Annotated in this window: 2 protein-coding genes and 1 pseudogene; 1 reads left to right on the forward strand and 2 read right to left on the reverse strand. The window is 68.2% G+C overall.

What is annotated here, in order from left to right; genetic code table 11:
• Nucleotides 1–351 precede the first annotated feature (351 nt).
• Nucleotides 352–603 (forward strand): hypothetical protein, encoded by a 252-nt coding sequence (locus ABZS71_RS35370; protein ID WP_356216900.1) that lies wholly within the window; start codon nt 352–354, stop codon nt 601–603.
• A gap of 426 nt (nt 604–1,029) precedes the next feature.
• Here the strand turns inward: ABZS71_RS35370 and ABZS71_RS35375 are convergent.
• Both ABZS71_RS35375 and ABZS71_RS35380 read right to left on the reverse strand, forming a co-directional pair.
• A pseudogene (locus ABZS71_RS35375) lies at nt 1,030–2,241 on the reverse strand (RtcB family protein); the annotation flags it as partial.
• 12 nt (nt 2,242–2,253) lie between these two features.
• Nucleotides 2,254–2,454: a hypothetical protein gene (locus tag ABZS71_RS35380; RefSeq protein ID WP_356216903.1), complete on the reverse strand. Its 201-nt coding sequence runs from the start codon at nt 2,452–2,454 to the stop codon at nt 2,254–2,256.
• Between the last annotated feature and the right edge of the window lie 899 nt (nt 2,455–3,353).

Raw genomic sequence — 3,353 nt, forward strand, 5'->3', positions numbered from 1 at the left:
CGACAGAACCAGCTACAAAGCCACCATCAGCATCGACATCCTGACCGCCCGCACCCCTTGACGCTCAACACCCAGCACTAACTACACGGCGTTGGTACTAGAGGGCCCGAGGAACTGCCTTCGACGTGGACAGTTAGCTCGAACCGGCGACCCCGGACGCCGAGCTTCAGCGCGGCCGCGAAGGACCACGCATCCCGCCACCGCCTCAGCGACTGCGTCATTGGGGGTGATAGAGGGACGGCCATTGGGCCGAGCAGATCAATGTCAGCGTTCCTAGACGGCTTTTTCGCGACTTCCCTTGTTAAATCTGATCGCCAGTTGATTTCCAGCTGCGACGCATACGGAGGAATTATGCAGATCGCGAAGAAGGCGGCCCTCCTGGCCGCAACCGCCGGCACCCTGGTGCTCCTCGGGACCGGCACCGCGGCCGCCTGTGACGGAGACCAAGTTCCGCCTCCCAGCACCGTCCGGAATTGCAGCGTCAACACCGGCGACATCTACGTCACCTCAGGTGACACCACCACCGGGGACGTCGGGGACAACTCTCCTGCCGGCAACAACACGGTCGTCATCAATGTCAGCTGTTTCAACACTCCCGGCTGACACCTGGAGCGGATTCGGCGACCACCGTTGCTGAGCCGTATGAACATCCGCGGCGCCGTGATCTACGGCACACGGGCCCGACCTGGATAGCTGACGCCGGGGTCCCGCCGCACGTGCCACGCCTGATCGCGGGACACGGGTCGCTCATCACCTCACCACACCTCGCCGCCGACCGGGCAGCCCTTGGTCCCCAAGCGGTCCCCAAGGAAGAGCCGAGACGGCATCTGCGGCTGGTGAAGTGGCCGGCCCCGTAACGCGCGAAAGCCCGCTGGCTGGGGATTCATTCCCCGCCAGCGGGCTTTGTGCACCTTTGACTCCTGCAGCCACCGTCCCGGATCCGCGCCCCGCGGTGTCCTTGTCCCTATGTCGATTCAGGTGCCCGAAGAGCCTGCATCCGTGGGGAAGCGGACTGTATCGCGTGAGGGTTCATCCCTTGACGACACCGAGCGGTACCAGGCGGACGACAAGCCGGGCCAGTCCCGCGCCCTCGGTGGCGGCGGCCACGGCGTCGACGTCCTTGTAGGCGTCCGGGGACTCTTCGGCGAGCCCGCGCCAGGAAGACGGGCGGACGGTGATGCCGCGGGCCTCCAGTTCCCCGCGCAGTTGCTCGCCCCGGACCCGGCGCAGTGCCTGGTGGCGGCTCCATACGCGTCCCGCGCCGTGGCAAGCGGACAGAAACGCGTCGTTCTCCGGTGTGCCGACCATCACGTACGAGGCGGTGCCCATGGTCCCGGGGACCAGCACGGGCTGCCCAGCCTCGGTGAGGTCCTCGGGCAGGCTCGGGTGGCCGGGGGGCAGGGCCAGGGTGGCGCCCTTGCGGTGGACGCACAGCCGGCGCGGTACGCCGCCCACGTCATGGGTCTCGATCTTGGCGGTGTTGTGGGAGACGTCGTACACCAGGTCCAGGCTCACCCCGGCAGCGGTGGCGAACGCGTGGCGCACGGCCTGGGTGAGCAGTTGCCGGTTGGCGCGGCCGTAGTTGGCTGCGGCTGCCATCGCTCCCAGATAGTCGCGGCCCGGCGGGGAGACGACCGGGGTGCAGGCCAGCTGCCGGTCCGGGACGGAGATGCCGTAGGTGCGCAGCGAGTGGTCCATGACCCGGACGTGGTCGGTGCACACCTGGTGTCCCAGGCCGCGTGAGCCGCAGTGGATCATCACGCACACCTGGCCGGGGCGCAGGCCGAAGGCGGCCGCGCTGTCCGTGTCGTACACCTGGTCCACGGCCTGCACCTCCAGGAGGTGGTTGCCCGAGCCCAGGCTGCCCACCTGCTGGAGCCCCCGGTCCACGGCCCGCTGCCCGACCTGTGACGGATCGGCCTCCGGGAGCGCTCCGTGGTCCTCGCAACGCACCAGGTCGCGTGGCACGCCGTGACCGCGTTCGACCGCGTACTCGGCCCCGCCGACCAGCAGCTTCTCCATCTGCGGGCGTCCGGTCAGCTTCCACAGGCCGCCGCGTCCCATGCCGCGCGGGATCACGTCGCCGAGAATGTCCATGAGCGTCCGCAACCGGGGCGCGAGCCGGCCGCTGTCAGTGTCGGCGGCGAGCAGCCGTACGCCGCAGGAAATATCGAATCCGACGCCGCCGGGCGAGATCACTCCGCCGGCGTCGATATCCGTGGCGGCCACGCCTCCGATCGGGAAGCCGTACCCTCAGTGCACGTCGGGCATGGCGTACGAGGCGCGGACGATGCCGGGCAGGGTCGCTACGTTCGCGACCTGCTCCAGCGCCCTGTCCCCGGCCGCTTGCGGCAGAAGCTCCCGCGTCGCGAAGACGACCCCGGGCACGCGCATCAAGCCCTGCCGCTCGATACGGAAGCGGAACGGGGCCTCCTCCACCGGCGTGATGTCCATGCCCGTCACCCTCTCTCCGGTGCTCTCCCGCCAACGCAACACCGTCGGCCCGCACCGTTCCCGGGCGAGCCCGGTCAGGAGGCCGACTGGAGGAGCCAGGTGCGCAGGACCCTGTGGGCGAGGCGCCGGTCCTCGGTTTCCAAAGCCTCGGACACCGCCTTCAGCCAGATGTCCGCGGTGTGGATGGCCTACTCGAAATCGGCTGAGCGTGTGGCGGACACGGATCTTCCCTTGCGGTCTGTCCGTGCAGCCATGCCTGCGCTTCACCGGCTGCCGCACCTCGGCCGCAGGCGGCGCATGACACCGATGTCGGGAGTGGTCAGGAGATTCAAGAAGTGGCGGAATGGTGAGCGCCCACTGCTTCGAAGGCGCGACCCGTGGGAAGAGGCTTGTTGCCCGCACGGACTTCCAGTCTCCCAGCCCTGTGGCAGCCACACCACTGCTCGACGTCGCGGGCAGCGCCGAATCGCATGCGAAATCGTTCACCGCGGCCAAGACGCACTGCCGAGTGGGCCACTTGAGAATGGTGTCGGCGCACGATCCGTCGTGAAAGCAACCCCGGCCGCAGCGCGGGGACCGCCGGAATGCCGGCGGTCCGACGCGGTCGGCAAGGCTGAGGGGACGCGGTCGGCAGGGCTCAGGAGAGGAAGCCGTACCGTCCTTGCAAGCGGACGAAATGCGCGGGCGTAAGTACCCGTCGGCGCTCCAGCCCCGTCGCGGTACGCACAAAGGACACTGAGCCTGGTGTAGTGCCGTGACCAAAGGTCATTTCACGGCGCGTCGTCCATCAAGCACCCACGCCTAAGCTTGATCTTTAACCTCGCTGCTGTTTCAGGCGGACATGTTCGGTGAGGGTCTCGGCTCGTTTCACGGTCTTCCCGGGCTCGTGGTGTGGGGCT

The organism is Streptomyces sp. NPDC005393, assembly GCF_040606675.1.
Classification (GTDB): domain Bacteria; phylum Actinomycetota; class Actinomycetes; order Streptomycetales; family Streptomycetaceae; genus Streptomyces.